The sequence below is a fragment of the Microbacterium pumilum genome (assembly GCF_039530225.1).
In the GTDB taxonomy this organism is placed as follows: domain Bacteria; phylum Actinomycetota; class Actinomycetes; order Actinomycetales; family Microbacteriaceae; genus Microbacterium; species Microbacterium pumilum.
Window position 1 is genome coordinate 3,219,095 of sequence record NZ_BAAAOH010000001.1, and the last position, 16,361, is coordinate 3,235,455.

At 68.1% G+C, this 16,361-nt stretch carries 19 protein-coding genes; 9 read left to right on the forward strand and 10 right to left on the reverse strand.

Going from position 1 to position 16,361, the window contains the following annotated elements:
• The first annotated feature begins 4 nt into the window (after positions 1 to 4).
• Complete coding sequence (locus tag ABD188_RS14490; protein WP_344063703.1) at positions 5 to 589, forward strand: hypothetical protein; 585 nt, start codon at positions 5 to 7, stop codon at positions 587 to 589.
• 19 nt (positions 590 to 608) lie between these two features.
• Here the strand turns inward: ABD188_RS14490 and ABD188_RS14495 are convergent, their stop codons facing one another.
• From ABD188_RS14495 to ABD188_RS14510, 4 genes are all read right to left on the reverse strand, one after another.
• The gene (locus tag ABD188_RS14495; protein ID WP_344063706.1) at positions 609 to 1,595 is read right to left on the reverse strand and encodes an aldo/keto reductase; all 987 of its coding nucleotides are present in this window, start codon (positions 1,593 to 1,595) and stop codon (positions 609 to 611) included.
• Positions 1,596 to 1,825: 230 nt separating this feature from the next.
• Positions 1,826 to 2,407, reverse strand: a complete 582-nt coding sequence (locus ABD188_RS14500; RefSeq protein WP_344063709.1) for a DUF3618 domain-containing protein — start codon at positions 2,405 to 2,407, stop codon at positions 1,826 to 1,828.
• On the reverse strand, positions 2,404 to 2,817 hold the full coding sequence (locus ABD188_RS14505) for a phage holin family protein (protein WP_344063712.1): 414 nt from the start codon (positions 2,815 to 2,817) through the stop codon (positions 2,404 to 2,406). The genes ABD188_RS14500 and ABD188_RS14505 overlap by 4 nt, the downstream gene beginning before the upstream one ends.
• The gene (locus ABD188_RS14510; protein WP_344063715.1) at positions 2,795 to 3,574 is read right to left on the reverse strand and encodes a hypothetical protein; all 780 of its coding nucleotides are present in this window, start codon (positions 3,572 to 3,574) and stop codon (positions 2,795 to 2,797) included. Before ABD188_RS14510 ends, ABD188_RS14505 begins: the two co-directional genes overlap by 23 nt.
• Before the next feature lie 310 nt (positions 3,575 to 3,884).
• Between ABD188_RS14510 and ABD188_RS14515 the strand changes: the two genes are divergently transcribed.
• Positions 3,885 to 4,379: an SRPBCC family protein gene (locus ABD188_RS14515; RefSeq protein WP_344067133.1), complete on the forward strand. Its 495-nt coding sequence runs from the start codon at positions 3,885 to 3,887 to the stop codon at positions 4,377 to 4,379.
• Here the strand turns inward: ABD188_RS14515 and ABD188_RS14520 are convergent.
• On the reverse strand, positions 4,376 to 5,188 hold the full coding sequence (locus ABD188_RS14520; RefSeq protein ID WP_344063718.1) for a glycosyltransferase family 2 protein: 813 nt from the start codon (positions 5,186 to 5,188) through the stop codon (positions 4,376 to 4,378). The two genes, ABD188_RS14515 and ABD188_RS14520, sit on opposite strands and share 4 nt — an antisense overlap.
• A gap of 171 nt (positions 5,189 to 5,359) precedes the next feature.
• Between ABD188_RS14520 and ABD188_RS14525 the strand changes: the two genes are divergently transcribed.
• Complete coding sequence (locus ABD188_RS14525; RefSeq protein WP_344063721.1) at positions 5,360 to 6,163, forward strand: SDR family oxidoreductase; 804 nt, start codon at positions 5,360 to 5,362, stop codon at positions 6,161 to 6,163.
• 21 nt (positions 6,164 to 6,184) lie between these two features.
• Here ABD188_RS14525 and ABD188_RS14530 read toward each other — a convergent pair whose 3' ends face one another.
• Positions 6,185 to 6,331 (reverse strand): hypothetical protein, encoded by a 147-nt coding sequence (locus ABD188_RS14530; protein ID WP_344063723.1) that lies wholly within the window; start codon positions 6,329 to 6,331, stop codon positions 6,185 to 6,187.
• Between the two features lie 211 nt (positions 6,332 to 6,542).
• Between ABD188_RS14530 and ABD188_RS14535 the strand changes: the two genes are divergently transcribed.
• The 3 genes from ABD188_RS14535 (at position 6,543) to ABD188_RS14545 (ending at position 8,937) form a co-directional block, all read left to right on the forward strand.
• Complete coding sequence (locus ABD188_RS14535; RefSeq protein ID WP_344063726.1) at positions 6,543 to 7,481, forward strand: SDR family oxidoreductase; 939 nt, start codon at positions 6,543 to 6,545, stop codon at positions 7,479 to 7,481.
• A gap of 142 nt (positions 7,482 to 7,623) precedes the next feature.
• Positions 7,624 to 8,478, forward strand: a complete 855-nt coding sequence (locus ABD188_RS14540; RefSeq protein ID WP_344063729.1) for a helix-turn-helix transcriptional regulator — start codon at positions 7,624 to 7,626, stop codon at positions 8,476 to 8,478.
• A gap of 63 nt (positions 8,479 to 8,541) precedes the next feature.
• On the forward strand, positions 8,542 to 8,937 hold the full coding sequence (locus tag ABD188_RS14545; RefSeq protein ID WP_344063732.1) for a hypothetical protein: 396 nt from the start codon (positions 8,542 to 8,544) through the stop codon (positions 8,935 to 8,937).
• A 51-nt stretch (positions 8,938 to 8,988) separates the two neighbouring features.
• On the opposite strand, the gene rox is transcribed toward ABD188_RS14545, so the two are convergent.
• Both rox and ABD188_RS14555 read right to left on the reverse strand, forming a co-directional pair.
• Entirely contained in the window at positions 8,989 to 10,431 is a 1,443-nt protein-coding gene (gene rox, locus ABD188_RS14550) for a rifampin monooxygenase (protein ID WP_344067136.1), read from the reverse strand.
• Between the two features lie 241 nt (positions 10,432 to 10,672).
• On the reverse strand, positions 10,673 to 11,641 hold the full coding sequence (locus ABD188_RS14555; RefSeq protein WP_344063735.1) for a squalene cyclase: 969 nt from the start codon (positions 11,639 to 11,641) through the stop codon (positions 10,673 to 10,675).
• Positions 11,642 to 11,707: 66 nt separating this feature from the next.
• On the opposite strand from ABD188_RS14555, the gene ABD188_RS14560 reads away from it, so the two are divergent.
• Entirely contained in the window at positions 11,708 to 12,733 is a 1,026-nt protein-coding gene (locus tag ABD188_RS14560; RefSeq protein ID WP_344063738.1) for an NADPH:quinone reductase, read from the forward strand.
• Positions 12,734 to 12,739: 6 nt separating this feature from the next.
• Here the strand turns inward: ABD188_RS14560 and ABD188_RS14565 are convergent, their stop codons facing one another.
• Positions 12,740 to 12,958: a putative acetyltransferase gene (locus ABD188_RS14565; protein WP_344063742.1), complete on the reverse strand. Its 219-nt coding sequence runs from the start codon at positions 12,956 to 12,958 to the stop codon at positions 12,740 to 12,742.
• Positions 12,952 to 14,457 (reverse strand): SDR family NAD(P)-dependent oxidoreductase, encoded by a 1,506-nt coding sequence (locus ABD188_RS14570; protein ID WP_425561353.1) that lies wholly within the window; start codon positions 14,455 to 14,457, stop codon positions 12,952 to 12,954. The genes ABD188_RS14565 and ABD188_RS14570 overlap by 7 nt, the downstream gene beginning before the upstream one ends.
• 25 nt (positions 14,458 to 14,482) lie before the next feature.
• Here ABD188_RS14570 and ABD188_RS14575 point away from each other — a divergent pair, with 25 nt between their 5' ends.
• Both ABD188_RS14575 and ABD188_RS14580 read left to right on the forward strand, forming a co-directional pair.
• Positions 14,483 to 14,926: an NUDIX hydrolase gene (locus ABD188_RS14575; protein ID WP_344063746.1), complete on the forward strand. Its 444-nt coding sequence runs from the start codon at positions 14,483 to 14,485 to the stop codon at positions 14,924 to 14,926.
• 103 nt (positions 14,927 to 15,029) lie between these two features.
• The gene (locus ABD188_RS14580; protein ID WP_344063749.1) at positions 15,030 to 16,358 is read left to right on the forward strand and encodes a flavin monoamine oxidase family protein; all 1,329 of its coding nucleotides are present in this window, start codon (positions 15,030 to 15,032) and stop codon (positions 16,356 to 16,358) included.
• Positions 16,359 to 16,361 lie beyond the last annotated feature (3 nt).

Genomic DNA, 16,361 nt, shown 5'->3' on the forward strand with positions numbered 1-16,361 from the left:
CTCGATGACCACGCCACTCGCCCGGCTCGGCGCCGCTCTCGTCTTCGTTCTGACGGCTGCGCTCGCGACCGCATGCACTTCGGCGCCGCCGTCGGGTCCACAGGTGAGCGAATCCACTGCGCCGACCCCCAGCACACCGGCGCCGGATCCGTCGGGCGAACCGTCCGACGACCCGGACGCTTCAGCCGAGCCGACCTGCGACACGATGATTCCCGCCGAGACCGTGGCCGACTTCGCCAGCGTCGGCTGGACTGCTCGGGCCGACCCGTTCTACATCGGCGAGACCGAGCTGCCCGAGGGTCTGCAGTGCATCTGGGCCGACTTCGAGGGTCCGGCGGGCGATCACCTGCAGCTGTTCGGGTGGGCTCCGGTGGAACCCGACGTCGCGAGTGAGGCACAGGACAATCTGGTGAGCCAGGGATGGGTGCGCGAAAGCGCGGTCGAAGGCGTCTACATCACGGAGAGCCCCGAGACGAGCATCGCCACCGACGCCGACGGGTATGGCATGACCTACCTCTTCGGCGACGGCTGGGTCAAGATCGCCGACACCAAGCAGGGTCTGCTGCTCGTCGAGTGGCCGCGCGACTGACCGTCCACACCGGTCAGTCTCAGAGTCCGACTGCGGACATCCCCGCGTCGTCGTAGCGGTTGCCGGCGACGCCGATCGTGTCCACCAGCCGGTTCAGATCGGCGACGTCATCGGCTGAGAGTGCCACAGTCGTCGCACGGGCGTTCTCGTCGATGCGCTCGCGCCGACGAGTGCCCGGGATCGGGACGACGAACGGATGCTGCGCCAGCAGCCAGGCGAGAGCCACCTGTCCGGGCGATGCACCGCGCTCTGCCGCGAGCCCGCGCACGTGATCGACCAGCGCCTGATTGGCCTGCAGGTTCTCCGCTTCGAACCTCGGGACCCGCGCACGGATCTCGCCGGGAGCAAAGGTCGAGTCAGCGGAGACCGAACCGGTGAGGAAGCCCTTGCCGAGTGGACTGAACGGCACAAAGCCGATGCCCAGCTCAGCGCACGCCGGCAGCACTTCTGCTTCGGGATCACGCGTCCACAGCGAGTACTCGCTCTGGACGGCCGTCACCGCGAAGACCGCGTGCGCGCGGCGAATCGTGCCGGCCCCGGCTTCAGACAGTCCGAAGTGCCTGACCTTGCCCTCGGCGACCAGTTCGCCGACCGTGCCCGCCACATCCTCGATGGGAACATCAGGGTCGACGCGATGCTGGTAGAACAGGTCGATCGCGTCGATGCCGAGTCGTCCCAGCGACTCGTCCGCGACGCGACGGATGTTGTCCGGTCGGGAGTTGGTGCCCTCGGTCCGGCCGTCGGCGATGTTGAAGCCGAACTTCGTGGCGACCACGACCTGATCGCGGATCGGCGCGACGGCCTCACCGACCAGCTTCTCGTTGTCGTACGGACCGTAGACCTCGGCGGTGTCGATGAAGGTCACGCCGTGCTCGACGGCATACCGCAGCACGCCGATCATGTCGTCGCGGTCTCCGGGATTCGGGCCGTAGCTCATCGACATCCCCATCGCCCCGAGTCCGATGGCGGATACCTCGAGGCCCTGTCCCAGCGTGCGTGTGTGCATGGCGTGCTCCTTGTCGTTCTCCGTCGTCGTGCACTTCCCAGCATGGATGAGAACTCGACGCGGTGCCAGGCACCGCCAGTGCCCCCTACGGCGAATCGATGGATGCCGCATCCGGCGATGCGCTGCGTCCCATCACCCCCGTCGGTGGAACCGTGCTCGCGCCGGGCGCAGATGGCGCGAGGATGGCCCGGGAGATGCCTCCCGGGCCATCCTCGACTGGGTCGCTGGCGCTAAGCCGAGCTCTCCATGACGTTCTCGCGAGCCTGCTGGGCCTGGTCCTTGACCTCGGCGGCTGCGGACTGCGCTTCTTCTTTCACGGTGTCAACGGATCCGGATGCGGCGTCCTTGACGGCCGTGGCGGCATCCTGAGCCGGCTCTTTGAGGTGCTCGCCGACCTCTTTGGCGACATCCGTCACCTTGTCGACCAGCGGCTGCGCCTGGTCCTTGACGTCGGCGGCGACCTTCTTCTCCTTCGCCGAGGCGGGGATCAGCGAGGCGAGCAGCAGTCCGGCACCGAAGGCGATGAGGCCGACGGCGAGAGGGCTGCCCTCGGCCTTCGCGACGACACGGTCCTTCACGTCGCCGACCTGCGCGACTGCGGACGAGCCGGCGTCAGAGAGCGAAGAGCCCGCGTCATCGGCGGCGCCCATCACGCGTTCGCGGACGGATCCGAGCGCATTCTTCACCTTGTCGGTCTGGCGATCCATCATCTTGGACGGCGAGACCTTGTCTGCGAGGGCGTCGACATTGCTGCCCAGCCCTGCGCGGGTCTGCTCGATCTCGGCTCGGATGGCTTCCGGTGAATCACTCATCGGTTCTCCTCATTCCTCTTCAGCGTTTCGGGGATCTCTTTCAGGGTTTCCACCGTCTGCGGTGCGCCCTGCACTTCGTTGAGCTGTCGGCGGCCGGTGACGTACAGGATGGCCGCGATGACCGCCCAGATGACGGCGACGACGACTCCCGCCCAGCCCCCGCCCATCACCGTGGCAAGCGCCCACCACAGTGCGACGGAAAGGAAGAAGATCGCCATGAGTGCGCCGTATCCGGCACCGCCGAGCAGTCCTCCGGCCTTGGCACTCTGGGCCGCGGACTGCTTCAGCTCGGCCTTGGCCAGCGCAACCTCCTGACGCATCAGCGTCGAGATGTCCCTGGTCACCTCGCCGAGCAGGGCGCCGAGCGAGGTCTCGGCCGCCTTCGCCTCAGACGGAGTTGTGTCGGTCATCGCCGCCCTCCGACGTCGGCTCGCCGTTCCATGAGGGCACCGACTGGGCGTAGATCGGCGTGTCGTCGACCTCCACATCGGCGTCTTCGAACGTGACGGGGGCGTCCCAGGGAGTCGGCTGCTCTGCCGACTGCGCCGCGCTCAATGAGGATGCCGCGGCAAGTGACGGCTCTGCCGCAGTCGGACGACCGCTGCCGATCGCGGGCGTGGTGGGCGACGCGGATGCGGCATCCGAGGCGTTCGCGGCAAGTGCCCGCGTGAGTCGCCCGACGACGACTCCTGCGATGGCGGCCGCGATGATGAACGTGGCGGGCTTGCGGCGCGCGTAGCTCTTGACTTCCGAGAGCACTGCTGAGGGGTCGCGGTCGCCGAGCCAGGATGCCGCGCTCGCCGTTCGACTGGACACCTGGCGCACGAGATCGGCTGCGAGCCCGCTCGAGCTGCCGTTGCCGGAAGCCATCGAGTCCAGCTCATCGCTCACCGACCGCAGGCCGAACGCGAGTCGCTGTTGCTGTGTGCGCGCTTGATCCTTCAGTTCACTCTGCGTCTGCGCGTACAGGTCCTTGACCTGATACTTCGCCTCGCTGAGCACCGATGCCGCCTCGTCCTTCGCGGTTCCCACGACGTCTTTGGCCTTCTCGGTGGTCGTATCCTTGAGGTCCGCTGCCTCCTGCTTCACCGTGTCAACGGCTCCTGGTGAGTCCGTGGTCGTGACGCCGGAGCCCATCGGCTCGTCAGTCTCATAGTTGTCCGGCATGAGTGCCCCTTTCCTGTGCCGATCGGTCGGACCGGCCAGGGACAGTTCTACGTGTGCTGACGTCTCTTCACGTGAGCCTTGCCAAATGCCCCTCGGCCGGGTATCACGCGCGATCGCGATGCGTCGATGATTCGGGGTGATGGATGCTAGGCGCCGGTGTCGCTCCTGTCCACCCCGATCTGTCGCGGCGGCCAGGGTGCAAGGGTGGGGCGATGATGCAGTACCTCTTCCAGAGCATCAATTTCGGCGGCCCGGGCCTCGCCGGTGCGCAGGGCGCACTGCCGGTCGATTCCGCGATCGGAGCGACATGGTGTCCCGGAACGTGAGAGAGCTGGCCTGCACCCCGGAAGACGTCTTCCGCGTGCTGGCGGACGGGTGGCTGTTTCCGAGCTGGGTGGTCGGCGCATCCCGGATGCGGGAAGTCGATGACGCGTGGCCGCAGACCGGCACGCGGCTGCATCACTCGTTCGGTGTGTGGCCCGTGCTCATCAACGACGAGACCCTCGTCGAAGAGTACGACCGGCCGCGGCGAATGGTCATGCGACCGAAGGGCTGGCCGATCGGCGAGGCGAGAGTGACGATCGACGTGAAGCCACGCGGCGACCGGAGCGTGGTCAGCATCCGGGAGGAGGCAGTGGCCGGGCCCGGCCGTTTCGTGCCGAGGCCGCTCATGGACCTCGGGCTGCACTGGCGCAACAACGAGACTCTCCACCGACTCGCATATCTGGCAGAGGGGCTGGCGCAGGATCGGTGGCCGGGGACCACGGCCGAGCACGAGGCAGTCGGCGGGTCTTCACCCTCCTAGGCGCGAGTCGCCGGCGCGGGCGACAACCTCACCGCACTCCCCCTCGCACGCACGGCGAGTCGCAGCCATCGGAAGGGCGGGAAGTCACGCGGCCAATGCACTCCCACCGTGCGGAATCCCCTCCGGACACGCACCACGAGCGAGCTCGCGCTCGAGAACGGTCGCATGGACATCCCCATGGACGCACCGCGGATGAACCGGATCCGGTGCCCCTCGCCGATGTGGAACGCCAGATCGAGATCGTCGTGAATTTCCCCATCGTGCCGGTGCACGGTTGCCCGAACGTCGTGCCACGCGTCGCGTCGCAGTGCGAGGTTCGACCCGAACAGGGGCAGGTGCCCGAGCGCAGGCGTGACCACAACCGCGTACGCGCCGAGATAGACCGCCGCCAGCGGACGGCGCAGCCAATGAGGCCCGTCGATGAATGCGGCGCCGCCGGTGAACACCGCGACGTCGGGCCGCTCCTCGAACGCGGATGCCATCGCTTCTACCCAGCGCGGTGAAGGGACGCAGTCTGCATCCAAGCGCAGGATGAGCTCGCCGGTCGCGTGGTCGTACGCCGCAGCGCTCGCGGCCGGGATACCGGGTTCTGGGCACCTCACCAGCGTGGCGCCGGCCGCTGCCGCGACGTCGGGCGTGGCATCCGATGACCCGTTGTCCACGACGATGATCTCGTCGGGCGGTCGAGTCTGGGCACCCAGGGCAGCCAGGCACCGAGCGAGGCTGTCGCTGTCGTCTTTCGCCGGAATCACCACCGACACGCGGTTGCTGGTTCCGGATGCCGCGGGCACCTCTGACTCTTGTGTCACAACTTCTCCTCACTCCCGTCGCCTCACGCTATGTCAGGCGACGGCGAGCGGGAGGCCGTTGACAGCCCTCCAGGAGGACCCTAGGCGGATGCCGCGAGGTCATCTCGACGGCGAGGCGGCACCTGTCAAGCCCTTTGCCGATCAGGTCGGCGCATCGGCAGAGTGACGTGCATGTACTTCGACCCGAAGTTTGCGATCGTGACCGGCTCGGACTCGGGAATCGGCAGGGCGACCGCGGTCGCACTCGCGCAGGCGGGCATGGCGGTGGGAATCACCTGGCACACCGACCAGCACGGCGCCGAGGTGACGTCCGAGATGATCCGCTCGCATGGTGGCCGTGCCCTGATCGCTCAACTGGATGTCGCCGATCCCTTGCAGGCGGCATCTGTGGTCGACACGCTCATCGGCGACCTCGGCGGGTGCGACGTCTTCGTCAACAACTCCGGCACCGCAGATCCCGCGCCGTTCCTCGACCTGACCCTCGAGCAATGGCGCCACACTGTCGCGGTCGATCTCGGGGGCGCGTTCGTCTGCCTGCAGACTGCGGCGCGGCACATGGTCGATGTCGGCCACGGAGGTCGTCTGATCGCGGTGACCAGCGTGCACGAGCACCAGCCGCGCGTGGGCTCGGCCGCATACGACGCCGCGAAGCACGGGCTCGGCGGGCTGATGAAGACCATCGCACTCGAGCTCGGCGAGCACGGAATCACGGCGAACTCGGTCGCTCCCGGCGAAGTCGCCACACCGATGACCGAGCAAGAGGATGTCGACCCGCATTCGGTCGCACGGCCAGGCGTGCCGCTCGGCCGACCCGGAGCCCCCGAAGAGATCGCCTCGGTGATCGCCTTCCTCGCATCTCCGGCCGCGTCCTACGTCACGGGTGCGTCGTGGGTCGTCGACGGCGGCATGCTGCAGATGGGCCCGCAGGGCGGCTCTCACATCACGAGCGACGACTGGCGGCGCGCCGCGGACTGAGCGCCTCGACCGGACCCCGCTCTACCCGGACGGGTTGTCGACCGGGCGACCGTTCTCATCCGTCGTATCCGGCGCGTCGGGCGCCCCGCCCGACGCCGTGCCGGCATCGGGGTTCTCGTCCGGAACGCCCTGGGTGTTCTGCTTGTCGCTCGCGTCGACCATGATCATCGTCCCATTCCCGGCCGGCGGCCGTTGCGGCGACGCTACGCGTGTGGAGCGCGGATGCCGACGGGCTTGACAGGCTCGACGCGCCGCCCGTCGCCGGGCCGGGCAGCCAGGGATCGGCGATCCCTGGGTAAGCGCGCCCTGAATGCGCCGGGGCGAGTTGCGGATCATTGAGGGGAACCCGCGACCTAGAGACCTCCAGGAGCTGCCCATCATGCCTAAGTCCCTCGACATCACCGTCCCCGACCTGACCGGAAACCTTGCCATCGTGACCGGTGCGAGTGACGGAGTCGGCTTCGAGATCGCCGCGCGCCTCGTCCGATCGGGCGCCGACATCCTCATGCCCGTCCGCAATCCCGCGAAAGGCGGGGCCGCGGCAGCGCGCATCCGCGAGCGAACGCCAGGTGCCGACATCCGCGTTCGCGCGCTGGATCTGTCGTCGCTCGAATCCGTCGCGCCATTCGCGGAGCAGCTGCTCACGGAGGGGCGCCCCATCGACATCCTGATCAACAACGCCGGCGTCATGAGTCCCCCGACGCGACAGCTGACCGCGGACGGCTTTGAGCTGCAGTTCGCAACGAATCACCTCGGGCACTTCGCGCTCGTCGCACACCTGATGCCACTGCTGGTTGCGGGGCGCGCGCACGTGACCAGCCAGGTGAGCATCGCCGCCAACCAGGGCGCCATCAACTGGGACGACCTCAGCTGGGAGCGCGACTACGACCCCATGAAGGCGTACAGCTCATCCAAGATCGCCTTCGGCCTGTTCGCGACGGAGTTGCAGCGACGATCGGATGCCGCGGGCTGGGGCATCCGGAGCAATCTGTCTCACCCCGGCATCACGCCGACCAATCTGCTCGCCGCGCACCCCGAGATGGGTCGAGGCGTCGACACCGCGGCGGTCACGTTCATCCGCGCACTGTCTCGACGCGGCTTCCTGTTCGGCACTCCCGCATCCGCTGCCCTCTCGGCCGTGTACGCCGCGACGAGTCCGGACGCCGCGAGCGGCCGCCTCTACGGTCCCCAGGGGTTCCAGCACCTGAAAGGACTGCCCGCCGAACAGCGTCTCTACTCGCGACTTCGGGATGACGCCGCCGCCCGCCGGGTGTGGGAACTCTCGGAGCACATGGTCGGCGTGACCGTCGCGAGCTGATCCAGCGCGCACGCCAGCCGGTCGCCGGCCCGTCGAAAGTGCCCTGAACCGAACCCATCGACAGGCTCAAGGACCGATGCACGCCACAGCCAGGGATCGTCGGTCCCTTGTTCCACCCGCACCGATCTCGGAGACTCGATCGATGGATAGAGCGCAGTTGGCCGACTTCCTCCGCCGGCGTCGCGAGGCCTTGCAGCCCGAGGATGTCGGCCTTCGACGTGGCTCGCGGCGGCGTACCGCTGGACTCCGCCGCGAAGAGGTCGCGGCGCTCTGCGACATGTCTGTCGACTACTACAGCAGGCTCGAGCAGAGCCGCGGCCCGCAGCCGTCGGAGCAGATGCTCGCCGCCATGGCCCGCGGTCTTCGGCTGAACCTCGACGAGCGCGACCATCTGTTCAGGCTCGCGGGCCACACCGCGCCCGTGCGCGCACTGCGCAGCGACCACATCTCCCCCGGCATCATGCGCGTGCTCGACCGCCTCGCCGACACGCCGGCGCAGGTGATGACCGAGCTCGGCGAGACGCTCGCCCAGACACCTGCGGCGCGAGCCCTGTTCGGAGACGAGACGCGCTACGAAGGTTTCATGCGCAGCGTGGCTTACCGGTGGTTCATGGATCCCTCGGCGCGGAACGTCTACCCCGTTGAGGACCATCCGATGCACTCCCGAGCTTTCACTGCCGACATCCGCACTGTCTATGGGAAGTACGGCCCCCGCTCGCGTGCCGGTGCGATCGTCGATGCGCTGCTCGCGGAGAGTCCCGAGTTCGTGGCGGTGTGGGGGGCGCACGATGTGCGCACCACCCACTCCCGCGACAAGCGCGTGCAGCATCCCGAAGTGGGCGTGATGGACCTGCAGTGCCAATTCCTCATCGATCCCGAGCAGGGACAGACGCTGCTCGTTCTCACCGCGACGCCCGGCACGGAAAGCTACGACCTGCTCAAGCTGCTCTCGGTGATCGGCACCCAGTCGCTCGAGTCCCGCGATGTCGCGCATTGAGACGACGGACGCGGCGACGATACTTTGCCTCGATAGGACGCGCGACCCGACTACGGTGAGACCGTGCCCCTCGCCCTTGCGCTCACCTTGGTTCTGGCCGCCCTTGCGGTCCTCCAGCTCGCCTTGATCTTCGGGGCCCCGCTCGGCCGCTTCGCCTGGGGCGGCCAGCACCGCGTGCTTCCAGTGCGGCTGCGCATCGGCAGCGCGGTGTCGATCCTCGTCTACGCATTGATCGCCGTCATCGCATGGGACCGCATCGGCGCGATAGACGTCTTCCCTCCGCTGTTCGCGCAGATCGCGATGTGGGTGATCTTCGCCTACTTCGTGCTCGGCATCCTGATGAACGCGGTCTCGCGCAGCAAGCCCGAGCGCAACCTGATGGTGCCGGTGTCGATCGTGCTGACTGTGCTGTCGTTCTTCATCGCCGCAGGTTTCGCGGATCTCACGGCCGCCGTCTGAGCGAGGCACGCGGCGGGCGGGCCGCCCGTCGAGTCACCCGATACCGCGCAGTCAGCTCTTCGCAGCTCCGAACCACGTCGGAAGGTGTCGCTCGAGGTCGTCCTGGGCATCGCCGATCCATGCAACATGACCGTCCGGTCGCAGCAGCATGGCGGGTGAGTCGAGTTCGTCGCTGACCTCCGCGACGTAGTCGACCCGGTCCGACCACCCGGCGACCGAAAGTGATCCGGTCTGGTCGAGCAGCAGACCGCGGCCTTCGCGACAGAGCTCGTAAAGCCGACCACGAGACAGCCGGATGTCGCGCAGCCGCCTTCCGAGCAGCTCGGGTCCCATGCCGAAGTCGTACCGGATGCCGATGCCGGCGATCTTCTCTGCGAAGAACCGTCTGACGTCGTCGAGGTCCATCAGCTCGGAGAGCAGACGGCGCACGGCCTGCGGGCCGGGCTCGGGCGCGAGCAGTTCACTCTGCGCTCGCGTGATGGTCAGCACGTCGGCGGCGACCGGATGCCGCTCGGTGAAGTAGGTGTCGAGCAGGCCGACCGGCGCCCACCCGTCGACGTCGGCCGCGAGCTTCCAGCCGAGGTTGAACGCATCCTGGATTCCGAGGTTCAGCCCCTGTCCTCCCAGCGGCGGGTGCACGTGCGCCGCATCGCCCGCGAGCAGAACTCGCCCCACTCGGTATTTGTCCGCGAGGCGGGTCGCGTCGGTGAATCGCGACATCCATCGCGGCGAGTGCGCGCCGAAGTCGGTTCCCGCGTACGCCCGCAGCTGCGTCCGGAACTCCTCCAGACTCGGAGGCACTGAGCGATCCTCCGCGGCACTCGCCGCAGGAACCACGCCGCGATAGAGGCCGCCTCCCGTTGGTCCGATGCCGAACCCGCGGTGGATCCCTCGCACCTCCTGCGCTATCCGCGCCACCTCATCCGGCGGAACGGTCACCTCCACCTCACCGAGGATCCACTCGGTGGTAGCGGGCTCGCCGGGAAAGCCGATGCCGAGCAGCTTCCGCACGGTGCTGCGGCCGCCATCGGCGCCGACCAGCCACCCCGAACGCATGCGGGTGCCGTCGCTGAGCTCGACGGTCACTCCGTCGTCGTCCTGCTCGACGCCCGTCACTTCACAGCCGCGGCGCACCTCCGCGCCGAGTTCCTCTGCCCGCTCGGCCAGGAGTCGATCGGTGACCGGCTGAGGGATGCCGAGAATGAATCCGTGCGCCGTGTCGAGGTCTGCCGGCGCGGGTTTGTCGATCCCGGCGAAGCGGCCGACCGCGCCGGGGTACTGCTGCCCATGTTCGAGGAACCGCTCCAGCAGACCGCGCTGATCCAGAATCTCGATGCTGCGCGGGTGCAGGCCGAGCGAGCGCACCGCGATGCTCGGCTCAGCGTCCTTCTCCGACACCAGCACGCGCACGTCGTGCAGTCGCAACTCGCTGGCCAGCATCATGCCGGTCGGCCCGCCGCCGACGACGATCACGTCGAACGTGTGAGACTCCAAAGTCAAGACGCCGGGTCGTACCCGAACGTGCGTACCGCTTCCGAACACCGACACACGTGGGTCTCGCGCTCGACCGCGGGAAAGTCACCCTCGGGAACGACCATCGCCTGCCTCGGAAATGCCACCAGGTACTTCTTCATTCGTTGATTCCCTCATTCCGGCGGCAGTGTCGCGCCGCCCGTCACCGACTATCGTCTACAAGATCGCGCGGGATCCGGCCCACCGCAAGCACGCAAAATGCTCACCGGGCGGCATCCCACCAATCGAGCACCCGCGTGCCGATGAGCGTGAGCCATGGCGACGGCTCCCCCGCTGGGACATCGACGTCGAACCATGTGCGACCGGCGAGGCGGCGGCTCTGCAGCCAGGTGCCGTCCGGCTGGCGGGCGGCGCGTACCTGGTCGATGGCATCGCTGAGTCTGGGATCCGGCGGCGTCCCCTCGAGCAGGCTGACATCGCGGAAGTGATCGAGCGCAGCGAGCACGCTGTAACGGTGTCGGTTCGGGTAGACGAATTGGGTGGCGAACTCCCCCACCAGCTCCCCGGTCGACGCGCGATACAGCAGGTTGCGGCTGAGCAGGTACTCCTCGCCACCGTGGCGCGCATCGCGCAGGCTCGTGTCTCCGGTGATGCGTTCGTAGGCCAGCATCCCTCGCACTGCATTGAGCGTCGAGTGGAATGAGGATCGCGTCGAGTTGCCCTCCTCGGCTTCGCAGTTCCATCCGCCGTCCGCCAGGCGGTGGGCCGGAAACCATTTCGCAAGCGCGGACACATCCGCGCCGAGCCACGCACCGCTGGCGAGCGTATAGGAGTTGATGCACACATCGATTTCGCCGCCCCAGTAGGGCAGGTCGTCGTAATCCCACCGGCTGTTCGCCTCGAGCTTCTCGGCCTCGTCAGGCAGAGCTGCGGCATCCAGCCCCCACTCGCGCAGATCCTTCAGCACCCAGGTCGTCGCGACCCACGGCTGGCCCGGCTGCTCGGCTTCAGCGCTCCCGAAGAACCCCGCCGGAAAGAACGAGCCGCCCGCCCACTGGCCGTCGGGGTCCTGCTTCGACAGCAGGTCCGCGCCCCATCCCTCCGTGGCCACGAGTGCCCGTGTCGCCTCCCACACGGCTGGTGGGTCGCCGGCCAGATCACGCTGCACCTGCCACCGTAGAGCCGGATCGGAGTCCAGCAGCCAATCGAGCACATCGTCATCAATCGCCATGGATGCAAGGTAGCGGCGGCCGGCGACATTCGGAATGTTCCGCGCCAAACGGAGCTTGGTCTCAACATGAAGGCGATCGTCTACTCCCTGACCGGCAATTCGTCCGTCCTGTCGCTCGAAGAGCGCGAGCCCGCGACTCCGGGGCCCGACGAGGTTCGGGTGCGCGTCGTCGCATCCGGGGTGAACCCGACGGACTGGAAGGCGCGCGCGACTGCGGGCCGAGCGCTCCAATTCCCCGAGGTCGTGCCGAATCAGGATGGCGCGGGTGTCATCGACGCGATCGGCGATGACGTGGAAGGGCTGACCATCGGGGATCGCGTCTGGATGTTCCTCGCCGCACATCAGCGTCCGACCGGAACGGCGCAAGAGTTCACGGTCGTGCCCGCGAGTCGCGTGGTACGACTGCCTGACGGCATCGGGTGGGATGTCGCCGCCAGCCTGGGAGTTCCGGCGATGACCGCGCACCGCGCCCTCACCGTGCACGAGTCCGGACCGGCTCACCTGTCGGCCGGTGCTCTGAGCGGCCGAGCGGTGCTGGTTCAGGGCGGGGCCGGAGCAGTCGGCCATGCGGCCATCCAGCTGGCGGTGTGGGCGGGCGCCACCGTCATCACGACGGTGAGCAGCAGCGCGAAGGCCGCACTCGCGCGGTCGGCAGGGGCCCATCACGTGCTTCAATATCCCGACGGCGACCTCGCGGCCCTCGTCCTCGAGATCGCCCCGAATGGCGTGGACCACATCGTCGAGGTCTCCCCCGCCGTGAACGCGTCGCTGGACGTCAGGGTGCTCGCCAACCACGGCAGCATCGCGTACTACGCGACCGACCGGGGCGACGACTTCACCGCCCCGATCATGGCGAGCTTCGCGAAGAACGCCCGTTGGCAGGGACTTCTGCTTTACACGGTCGGGGATGCCGCGCTCGCCGCGGCAGCGGAAGACATCACTTCGGCGCTCGAGGCAGGTGCCTTGCCGGTCGGCGAAGAGGCCGGCCTGCCCATCAAGTGGTTTCCCCTCGAAGCGACTGCTGCGGCGCATGATGCGGTCGAGCAGGGCGCCGTCGGAAAGGTCCACATCCGCGTCTCCGACACGGAGTAGCTCCGGCTACGAGGTCGTTCGCCGCACGCGGGGTTCAGGCGGAGGCGGCACTTCCTTGGCGGCGATGATGTCCCCCACCGCGATTCGCTCCACGCCGCGGACCCCGTGGACGACGACGGTCGCGGCATCCGCGCTGAGCAGTATCCCGAGCGCATCCGTGGCCTGTCCCGACGGCAGCAGGTACCGCACCACCACCCGATGGCCCGGTGCAGGCAGGTCTACCATGCGCCCGGCGCGTAGTCCTTGAGGAAGACCCCGAACACATCTTCGCCGGCCTCGCCCCGAACGATCGGGTCATAGACACGGGCAGCGCCGTCGACAAGGTCGAGGGGAGCGTGGAACCCCTCCTCGGCAAGCCGCACCTTCGTCGGGTGCGGTCGTTCGTCGGTGATCCAGCCGGTGTCCACGCTGGTCATGAGGATGCGGTCGGTCTCGAACATCTCGCGCGCGCTCGTGCGCGTGAGCATGTTGACCGCCGCCTTGGCCATGTTGGTGTGCGGGTGCCCCGGCCCCTTGTATCCGCGGCCGAAGACGCCTTCCATCGCACTGACATTCACGATGTAGGTGCGCCGCGCGCTGCTCGCCGCCAGCGACGGTCGCAGCTTCGACACCAGCAGGAAGGGCGCCGTGGTGTTCGCCAGCTGCACTTCGAGCATCTCGAGGGGGTCGACCTCGTCGACGCGCTGGGTCCACGAGTTCGTGTGATGGATGTCGGGGATCAGCCCGCCGGCATCGATCGCTGTTCCGGCGGCGAGTCGTTCGAGCGAACTGGATCCGGCGGCCATCGCCTGCTCCGTCAGCTCGTCCGCGCGCGAAGCCGCGGCGGCGAGGATGGGGTGCGCGGTCACTGAGCGCTCGAGAGCCTGCGGGTGCTGGTCGTTCGTGTGACCGAACGTCACGAGTTCGGGCATCGGACCGTTCGGCAACGGAGCCAGCTCGGCGTCGACGAGCGGCTGGTATGCGCCGGGCGAGCGGCGGACGGTCTGCGTCGCGTTGTTGATCAGGATGTCGAGGGTCCCCGCTGCCGCGACGTCCTCCGCGAGTCCGATGACCTGCGCGGGGTCGCGCAGGTCGATGCCGACGATCTTCAGGCGGTCGATCCACTCGGACGCATCGGACAGGCTGCTGAAACGACGCACGGCATCGCGAGGGAACCGGGTCGTGATCGTGGTGTGCGCACCATCGCGCAGCAGCCGCAGCGCGATGTACATTCCGATCTTGGCGCGGCCGCCCGTGAGCAGCGCGCGCTTGCCGGTGAGGTCGGTACGCGCATCCCGCTTGGCATGGCTCATCGCCGCACAGTCGGGGCAGAGCTGGTGGTAGAACGCGTCGACCACCGTGTAGGGCTTCTTGCAGATGTAGCAATCGCGGGCCTTGATCAGCGTTCCGGCGGTCGGTGCTGTCGTCGCAGTGCTGATCGGGATGCCACGCGTCTCGTCGTCGATCCGGTCGGCCGCTCCGGTGGCCGTAGCGGCGATCACTTCGCGGTCGGCCTGGGCGATCGCATCGCGGATCTCGCGGCGGCGGACCTTCTTCACGGCTTTGAACATCCCCGCCGTCGCCTGGCGCACGGCGACGAAGTCGGGATGCGTCTCATCGAGTCCGGCCATCCCATTGAGCACCCTCAGCGTGGCCGCGAGGTCAGCCGGGTCGATGCCGCTCGGCATTGGTTCGGGAGCGGTCGGAGTCTCAGCGGGCACACGCGATTCTACGTCGGGGTGCATGGGCGGGACCTGTTAGCGTGCGACGGTGACCTCTCCGTCCGCCCACTCGCCCGAGCCTCACTCGATCCACGTTTCGGCTGCGGTGATCACGGATGCCGCTGGTGGGCTGCTGCTGGTGCGGAAGGCCGGCACGACCGCGTTCATGCAGCCCGGCGGCAAGCCCGAGTCCGGCGAATCCCCTGCCGAGACGCTCGCGCGCGAGCTGGAGGAAGAGCTCGGGCTCCTGGTGGATGCTGCCGCGCTGCGAGGGCTCGGCCGCTTCACCGCCGCCGCGGCGAACGAGCCGGGGTTCCTGGTGGTCGCCGATGTGTTCGACGTCGACATCGGGTCTCAGCGGCCTCTGGTGAGCGCTGAGATCGCCGAGCTGCGATGGGTGACAAGGGCGGATGCCGGCAAGCTCGAGGTCGCTCCGCTGGCGCGTGAGTACTTCCTGCCGAGCTCCGACCCCGATCCTCGCCGCAGTCGCTGAGCGACGCGAAACGCGCGCACCAGCGCTCGCAGCCCCTCGCGTCACCGGCACGGCCTCGGTAGCGTCGAAGAGCGCGCGCAACGCGCCGGGAGGGAAGCCCACGATGGATCGGTTCGACACAATCGTGATCGGCGCCGGCGTCTCCGGCCTGACCGCTGCCCGGCTGCTGCAGCGGGCCGGCCGTACGGTCGTGGTCCTGGAGGCCCGCGACCGAGTCGGTGGCCGGGTGCACACCGATCGCGCCGACGGGCTCATCACGGACCTCGGTGCCTCCTGGATCCACGGCATCAACGATTCCGCCGTATACGCCGCTGCCCAAGCCTTCGGCATGCGCACCGTGGAGTTCACGGTCGGCGGCTACCAGCCCGACAGTCGTCCGATCGCCTATTACGATCCGGACGGAGTGCGACTCTCCGACGCCGCTGCCCAGGGCTTCATCGATGACATCCATGCCGTCGACGCCACCCTGCTGGACGTGGTCGCGCATTCGGATCCGGATGCCTCCTACCGCGACGTCACGGAGGCAGCGATCGTCGCACAGGGGTGGGATGACGAGCGCGCCCAGCGCATGCGCGAGTACATGGAGCACCGTTCGGAGGAGCAGTACGGCGCGTGGATCGAAGACCTCGCCGCGCACGGTCTCGACGACGACGTGGTGGACGGCGATGAGGTGGTCTTTCCGGACGGCTATGACCGGTTGCCGGCGAAACTCGCCGAGGGGCTGGATGTGCGCCTGGAGCACGTGGTCTCGAGGGTGAAATGGTCAGCCGGCGGGGTCAGCGTCACGACCGACAATGGCGCCTTCGCGGCTGCTGACGTCGTGGTCACGGTGCCGGTCGGCGTGCTGCAGTCCGATGACTTCGTCATCGAGCCTCCGCTGACCGAACCGGTGGCGAGTGCCCTGAGCCGACTGAAGATGAACGCGTTCGAGAAGGTGTTCCTGCGATTCCCGACGAGGTTCTGGGATGACGGGGTCTACGCCATCCGTCAGCAGGGACCGGAGAGCCGCTGGTGGCACTCCTGGTATGACCTCACGGCGCTTCACGGCACGCCCACACTGCTGACCTTCGCAGCCGGCCCTGCTGCCGTCGACACACTCGGCTGGGACGAGAGCCTCGTCGTCGAGTCGGTGCTCACGCAGCTGCGGCGGCTCTACGGCGACCGAGTGGAACAGCCGACGCACGTGCACATCACCAACTGGCAGGACGATCCCTTCGCCCACGGGGCCTACGCGTACATGAAGGTCGGCTCGACGACATCCGATCACGATGATCTCGCGACGCCCATCGGCGGGGTGCTCCACATCGCCGGCGAGGCAACCTGGACGGAGGACCCTGCGACGGTCACCGCAGCCCTGCACTCGGGGCACCGCGCAGCGTCGAATGTACTCCAGAGGGAGATCTCCATCGGCGAGGTGTGGGCCGGCGGGTGACTC

Coding starts and splice junctions, on each gene's coding strand:
- ABD188_RS14490 (WP_344063703.1), top strand. CDS start 5: ATGACCACGCCACTCGCCCGGCTCGGCGCCGCTCTCGTCTTCGTTCTG.
- ABD188_RS14495 (WP_344063706.1), bottom strand. CDS start 1,595: ATGCACACACGCACGCTGGGACAGGGCCTCGAGGTATCCGCCATCGGA.
- ABD188_RS14500 (WP_344063709.1), bottom strand. CDS start 2,407: ATGAGTGATTCACCGGAAGCCATCCGAGCCGAGATCGAGCAGACCCGC.
- ABD188_RS14505 (WP_344063712.1), bottom strand. CDS start 2,817: ATGACCGACACAACTCCGTCTGAGGCGAAGGCGGCCGAGACCTCGCTC.
- ABD188_RS14510 (WP_344063715.1), bottom strand. CDS start 3,574: ATGCCGGACAACTATGAGACTGACGAGCCGATGGGCTCCGGCGTCACG.
- ABD188_RS14525 (WP_344063721.1), top strand. CDS start 5,360: ATGTACTTCGACCCGAAGTTTGCGATCGTGACCGGCTCGGACTCGGGA.
- ABD188_RS14530 (WP_344063723.1), bottom strand. CDS start 6,331: ATGATCATGGTCGACGCGAGCGACAAGCAGAACACCCAGGGCGTTCCG.
- ABD188_RS14535 (WP_344063726.1), top strand. CDS start 6,543: ATGCCTAAGTCCCTCGACATCACCGTCCCCGACCTGACCGGAAACCTT.
- ABD188_RS14540 (WP_344063729.1), top strand. CDS start 7,624: ATGGATAGAGCGCAGTTGGCCGACTTCCTCCGCCGGCGTCGCGAGGCC.
- ABD188_RS14555 (WP_344063735.1), bottom strand. CDS start 11,641: ATGGCGATTGATGACGATGTGCTCGATTGGCTGCTGGACTCCGATCCG.
- ABD188_RS14560 (WP_344063738.1), top strand. CDS start 11,708: ATGAAGGCGATCGTCTACTCCCTGACCGGCAATTCGTCCGTCCTGTCG.
- ABD188_RS14565 (WP_344063742.1), bottom strand. CDS start 12,958: ATGGTAGACCTGCCTGCACCGGGCCATCGGGTGGTGGTGCGGTACCTG.
- ABD188_RS14570 (WP_425561353.1), bottom strand. CDS start 14,457: ATGCACCCCGACGTAGAATCGCGTGTGCCCGCTGAGACTCCGACCGCT.
- ABD188_RS14580 (WP_344063749.1), top strand. CDS start 15,030: ATGGATCGGTTCGACACAATCGTGATCGGCGCCGGCGTCTCCGGCCTG.